This is a genomic window from Caulobacter sp. P1_B12_2 (assembly GCF_056406675.1).
Genome location: NZ_JBFTZS010000345.1, coordinates 1 through 5148 on the forward strand (window position 1 = coordinate 1; position 5148 = coordinate 5148).

General features: G+C 69.0%; 8 protein-coding genes. 5 read left to right on the forward strand and 3 right to left on the reverse strand.

Annotated features, from left to right (window positions below):
* The first annotated feature begins 14 nt into the window (after positions 1-14).
* The 4 genes from queE (at position 15) to AC1DZ6_RS18650 (ending at position 2296) form a co-directional block, all read left to right on the forward strand.
* Complete coding sequence (queE, locus tag AC1DZ6_RS18635; RefSeq protein ID WP_477098633.1) at positions 15-647, forward strand: 7-carboxy-7-deazaguanine synthase; 633 nt, start codon at positions 15-17, stop codon at positions 645-647.
* A 73-nt stretch (positions 648-720) separates the two neighbouring features.
* On the forward strand, positions 721-1086 hold the full coding sequence (locus AC1DZ6_RS18640) for a 6-carboxytetrahydropterin synthase (protein WP_477098634.1): 366 nt from the start codon (positions 721-723) through the stop codon (positions 1084-1086).
* A 117-nt stretch (positions 1087-1203) separates the two neighbouring features.
* Positions 1204-1827 carry a hypothetical protein gene (locus AC1DZ6_RS18645; RefSeq protein WP_477098635.1) on the forward strand — a complete coding sequence of 208 codons (624 nt, stop codon included), beginning with the start codon at positions 1204-1206 and terminating at the stop codon, positions 1825-1827.
* A gap of 97 nt (positions 1828-1924) precedes the next feature.
* On the forward strand, positions 1925-2296 hold the full coding sequence (locus AC1DZ6_RS18650; protein ID WP_477098636.1) for a YciI family protein: 372 nt from the start codon (positions 1925-1927) through the stop codon (positions 2294-2296).
* 39 nt (positions 2297-2335) lie between these two features.
* On the opposite strand, the gene AC1DZ6_RS18655 is transcribed toward AC1DZ6_RS18650, so the two are convergent.
* Positions 2336-2740 (reverse strand): GFA family protein, encoded by a 405-nt coding sequence (locus AC1DZ6_RS18655; RefSeq protein WP_477098637.1) that lies wholly within the window; start codon positions 2738-2740, stop codon positions 2336-2338.
* The gene (locus AC1DZ6_RS18660; protein ID WP_477098638.1) at positions 2737-4185 is read right to left on the reverse strand and encodes a serine hydrolase; all 1449 of its coding nucleotides are present in this window, start codon (positions 4183-4185) and stop codon (positions 2737-2739) included. The genes AC1DZ6_RS18655 and AC1DZ6_RS18660 overlap by 4 nt, the downstream gene beginning before the upstream one ends.
* 65 nt (positions 4186-4250) lie before the next feature.
* Between AC1DZ6_RS18660 and AC1DZ6_RS18665 the strand changes: the two genes are divergently transcribed.
* Positions 4251-4667, forward strand: a complete 417-nt coding sequence (locus AC1DZ6_RS18665; protein WP_477098639.1) for a pentapeptide repeat-containing protein — start codon at positions 4251-4253, stop codon at positions 4665-4667.
* 9 nt (positions 4668-4676) lie between these two features.
* Here AC1DZ6_RS18665 and AC1DZ6_RS18670 read toward each other — a convergent pair whose 3' ends face one another.
* Positions 4677-4907 (reverse strand): hypothetical protein, encoded by a 231-nt coding sequence (locus AC1DZ6_RS18670; RefSeq protein ID WP_477098640.1) that lies wholly within the window; start codon positions 4905-4907, stop codon positions 4677-4679.
* Between the last annotated feature and the right edge of the window lie 241 nt (positions 4908-5148).

Genomic DNA, 5148 nt, shown 5'->3' on the forward strand with positions numbered 1-5148 from the left:
CGCGGAGGCCGCTCATGACCTACTCCGTCAAGGAAATCTTCCTCACCCTGCAGGGCGAAGGCGGCCAGGCCGGCAAGGCGGCGGTGTTCTGCCGGTTCGCCGGCTGCAACCTGTGGACCGGCCGCGAGCAGGACCGCCACAAGGCCGTCTGCACCTTCTGCGACACCGACTTCGTGGGCACGGACGGCGAGGGCGGCGGCAAGTTCGCCACGGCGGACGCCCTGGCCGACGCGGTCGAGGCGGCCTGGACCGGCGGGCCGAGCGACCGCCTGGTGGTCTGCACCGGCGGCGAGCCGCTGCTGCAGCTGGACGCCGCCGCCATCGCCGCCCTGCACGCCCGCGGCTTCATGATCGCCTGCGAGAGCAACGGCACCGTCGTCGCGCCGGAAGGCATCGACTGGGTGTGCATCAGCCCCAAGGCCGACGCCCCCGTGGTCCAGACCTCGGGCCAGGAGCTGAAGCTGGTCTACCCCCAGGACAAGGCGCTGCCCGAGCGCTTCGCGGGCCTGGATTTCGAGCGCTTCTACCTGCAGCCGATGGATGGCCCGGACCGCGAGCGGAACACGCAATTGGCCGTCGCCTATTGCCTTTCGCACCCACAATGGCGTTTAAGCGTCCAAACACACAAATATCTCGGCCTGCCCTGACGGATAAGGCGCTCGACTTGGTGACAGGGTCGACGCGCTAGAGCCTCCCAGGCCTTGTCAAAAGAAGTACCTGATGAAGCCCGTCTTCGAGATCACGAAGGCCGCGCATTTCGATGCGGCCCATTACATCGAGCAAGGTCCCGCCGACCATCGCTACCGCAAGCTGCATGGCCACTCGTTCAAGGTCGAGGCCAGCGTGCGCGGCACGATGCAGGACGCCGGCTGGGTCGCCGACCTGGACGGGCTGGACGTCGCCCTGAAGGCGGTGGCGTCCGAGCTGGACCACGGCCTGCTCAACGACCGCCCGGGGCTGGAGAGCCCGACCCTGGAGCGCATCTGCCTCTATTTCGCCGACCGCCTGACGCCCCAGTTCCCGGGCCTGTCGCGCGTGGTGATCTCGCGCCCGACCATCGGCGAAAGCTGCGCGCTGACGCTCTGAATCGCCAATTCCGTCGTTATCGCCGCCAAGCGCAACTCAAGGCTTGATTGCGCGCCTGAATGGCGCAGCCTTGAGTCGTGTGCGACCCTGAGGCGGTGTCGTATCGCGGGGGCGGCAATGAACCAGGCGGCGACCGATCTTCTTCATCAGTGTTCAGCCCTGATCGACGCCTCTGGCGGCGGCAAGGATGCGCCTTGGTGGCCCAAGGAGGTGTTCACCCTCGCCTTCGGCGCCCTGCTGAGCCTGGGCGTMGCCTGGGTCGCCATCGCCTTCGACCGGCGCAAGGCGACGAACCAGGAACTGATAAAGAAGCGCATCGAGGTCTTTGAATTGATGGCGCCGAAGCTGAATGACTTGCTCTGCTTCGCCCGTTGCGTGGGGGGCTGGCGGACCCTGTCGCCGGGTCAAATGCTCAGACACAAGCGCGAACTCGACCGCCAGTTTCACATTTACGACGCGTTATTCTCCAAAGCGCTGGCCCGAGCCTATTTCAATCTGATCGCGGGCCAGTATTTCGCCACGTGGCTGGGCTCCGGCCTGGACGCGCGCCTGCGTGTGACGCCGGCGCGGTTGAAGTCCGAATGGGGCGTCAATTGGGATCCAGCCTGGGACGCATCGTTCTCGACGCCTGAAGACGCTACCCAGCCCGAACAGATCGCGGCGGCCTACAGGGCGCTGATGAACCAGTTTGCCGTTGAGATCGGCGCGCGGCCCGCGCCTTTCTGGCGGCTTGGGCGCTGAGAGACGACCACCAGCCGCATTGGAAAAACGCCGGTCTTCCTTCACGCGCCCGGGCGTCCTATCTCTGCCTCGCCGATGACGCCGGGGAGGGCCGCGAATGCTGTACATGCTGCTGTGCTACAACAACGAAGCCGAGGTCATGGGCTGGACCCCGGCGCAGGACGAGGCCGTGATGGGCCGGCTGTCGGTCGTCCACGACAAGCTGGTCGCCGAGGGCAAGCTGGGTCCCTCCGGCCGGCTGGACGCCACGGCCACCGCCAAGACCCTGGTCAAGACCGACGCCCCCTTCGTGATCGACGGCCCGTTCGCCGAGACCAAGGAACAGTTCCTGGGCTTCTACGTGCTGGACGTCGCCGACATGGACGAGGCCCTCGACATCGCCCGCGAGCTGGGCGTGGCCAATCCGGGCGGCGCCTATGAGGTGCGGCCGATGCGGCTGTACCTGCCGGGGGCGGTGACGGCGGGATAAGCTTTCTCGTCCCTCTCCCGCAGGGAGGGGGGCGACCCGTCACCCCGGCGCGTTGCCCTCGAAACGCACCGCCCCCTCATGCGGCCGATGCCAGGGCGGGGCGCTGGCCATCCACAGGTCGGCCTGGACGTTGAAGTCGTCGCGGTCGCCCAGCCCGCCGACCTTGACCGCGACGATGTCGGGGTTGCTGTCGGGCTGGGAGAACAGTTGCACGCCGCAGGTCTCGCAGAAGGCGCTGCCGCCGCTGACGGCCCTGGCCTTGTAGACGCGCGGCCGGCCCTGGGTGACCGTGAAGGCGGCCCGGGGAAACACCATCGTCAGGTTCGGCGACCCGCCGGCCACGTACTGGCGGTCGCGGCAATGGCAGGCGATGTGGAACAGCGCCGGCGCCGTCAGTTCATAGCGGATCGCGCCGCAACGGCAGCCTCCGGTGCGCGGGGTCACGGCAGGCGCGGCGCGACCAGGTCGCGGCCGTTCTGGTGCAGGGTCAGGCTGGCGACCTTGCCGTCGGGGCCGACCTCGAAATGGGCCTGGGCGTCGACCACCTTCCAGAAGAAGTCGGTCGGGCTTTCGGGGAAGATCTGGAAGGTCGGCTGGCCGGTCAGCTGGGCCATCAGCCGTCCGTCCTGGAGGGTGACCACGATCACCACAGCGGGCGCCAGCCGGTACTGGCCGACATAGCGTTCGAGGATCGGCGCGGCGACCGGGACCTCCTGGCGGACGGCCTTGGGCTTGCTGAGCGGCGTGCCGGCCAGCAGGTGCATGGCGATGTCGTCGCCCCCGACCTCGCTGGCGGTGTTGACCAGCACCACCACCCCGAGGCCCCGCGCCTTGTCGAAGCCGACGAAGCTGCGGAAGCCGCCGGTGCCGCCGTTGTGCCAGACGATGTCGCCCGCCGGTCCTCCATTTTCTTGAGATTTGGGCGATATGTGCCAGCCCAGCGCCACCTGGATCTTGCCGCCGGCCGGCCGGCGCGGCAGCAGCTGGTCGGCCATGGCGCCCTTCAGCGGCGTGTCGACATAGCCCAGCTCGGCCGCCAGCAGGGTCAGCAGGTCGTTGGCGGTGGCGTGCAGGGCGCCGGCCCCGGCCAGGCTGTCCAGGGTCCAGTAGCCGGTCGTCTTCAGGCTGGCGTCGTGCCCCACCGCCAGGCGCCCCTTCTGCTCCGAGGACAGGGCGATCACGGTGTCCTTCAGACCCAGCGGCTTGGCGATGCGCGCCTGCACCAAGGCCCCGTAGGACGTGCCCGCCCGCCGCGCCAGGAGCTGGCCCAGCAGCCCCACGCCCAGGTTGGAATATTCGTAGGTCGCGCCGATGTCGCGGGGCAGGGCGTAGCCGCTCAGGAAGCCGTAGAGCTTGGCGTCGTCATAGTCGGCGTAAGGGTCGCTGGCGTTCGTGGGCGTGAAATTGCCCGGCATCCGGGGCAGGCCGGAGGTGTGGGTGGCCAGGTCGATCAAGGTGATGGTCCGGCCGTTGCGCACCGGCAGGGTCTGGCCCGGCGGCAGGTACTTGGACGCCGGGTCGTCCAGGGCGACCTCGCCGCGCCGGACCATGTCGGCCAGCAGCAGCGACGTGAAGACCTTGGTCACCGAGCCGATCTCGAACTCGGTGTCGCCGCTCAGGGGGCGAGGGTCGCCGACGTCGCGCGCCCCGCCGACGATCACCCGGCGACCCTTGGCGTCGATCACTCCCACCACCACGCCGACGGCGCGATGCTCGGTGGCGATCCGGGTCTGGAGGATGGCCGAGATATCGGCGTCGCTGGGCAGGGACGGGGCGGGCAGGGACGCGGCCGGCGTCGTCGATGCCGCCGGAGCCTGGGCCGCGTTCGTGGGCGCCGCCGCGACGGCCAGGGCCAGGCCGGCCAAGCCGCCGGCGAACTTCCTGAACATGACGATCTCCCCCATCTCGCGCGTGGCGCTATCTGAGGTTGGGTTCGCCGTCGGGGCAAGGGGGCTTGTGGGCCAGGTTGACGGCGACGGGACGCGCCGCCTACCTGTCGGCGGTGATCATCGAACATCGTATTTCCGAGAAGGACCTGCTCGCGCGCTACGCGGCGGGGGAGCGCAAGTTCTCGAATGTCGAGATCCGACGGGGGCGGGCCGGCGTGCTGGACGGGGCGATCCTGGACGGGATCGAGCTGGCCGAGTTCTTTCTGGCCTCRTCCCTGCGGGGCGCGTCGCTGCGTTTCGCGCGTCTCTCGGGCAATGTGAAGACCTGCGATTTCACCGACGCCGATCTGACGGGAGCCGATTTTCGCGGGTCGGCGCTGTGCGCGACGACCTTCAAGGGCGCCATGATGGACGGCGCCAAGTTCGGCGGCGCGTACTATCACGGCCACGACCTGGCGGACGGCGAACTGCCCGACTGGTGATCGTCGGCCTCAGCCCCGCTGCGACTTCTTCCAGTCCTTGAACTCGCGTTTTTCGCGGTCCTTCTTGCTCTCGCCGGGGACCACGGCCTTGCCCGTGGCGACCACGACCTTGCCGGTGGTTCCGACCACGGCTCCGGCCGCCCCGACCACGGCCCCGCCGGCGGCGACGGCCAGGCAGCCCTGGCTGGTGGCCGCGAGCGTCAGCAGCACGAGAACGAGGGGGAGGCGGCGCGCGGTCATGGGCAGGCTCACGGAGGTCGGGACCGGGTTCTAACCCGGGGCGGGTTAAGGGTCTCCGCGTCCGATGGCCGCTGTATGGCGCCGCCTAGTACGACACGTCCATCACCCCCGGATCGCCCTGGCGGCGCCAGGGGCCGGTGAAGGCGGGGTCCGGTCGGCGGCGACGGTCGGGACCGAAATAGTCCTCGCAGCGGATGTAGGGGCGGGGGTGCTCGATCAGCAGGTTGATGCGGTGGATCAC

Coding starts and splice junctions, on each gene's coding strand:
- AC1DZ6_RS18650 (WP_477098636.1), top strand. CDS start 1,925: ATGCTGTACATGCTGCTGTGCTACAACAACGAAGCCGAGGTCATGGGC.
- AC1DZ6_RS18640 (WP_477098634.1), top strand. CDS start 721: ATGAAGCCCGTCTTCGAGATCACGAAGGCCGCGCATTTCGATGCGGCC.
- AC1DZ6_RS18660 (WP_477098638.1), bottom strand. CDS start 4,185: ATGTTCAGGAAGTTCGCCGGCGGCTTGGCCGGCCTGGCCCTGGCCGTC.
- AC1DZ6_RS18670 (WP_477098640.1), bottom strand. CDS start 4,907: ATGACCGCGCGCCGCCTCCCCCTCGTTCTCGTGCTGCTGACGCTCGCG.
- queE (WP_477098633.1), top strand. CDS start 15: ATGACCTACTCCGTCAAGGAAATCTTCCTCACCCTGCAGGGCGAAGGC.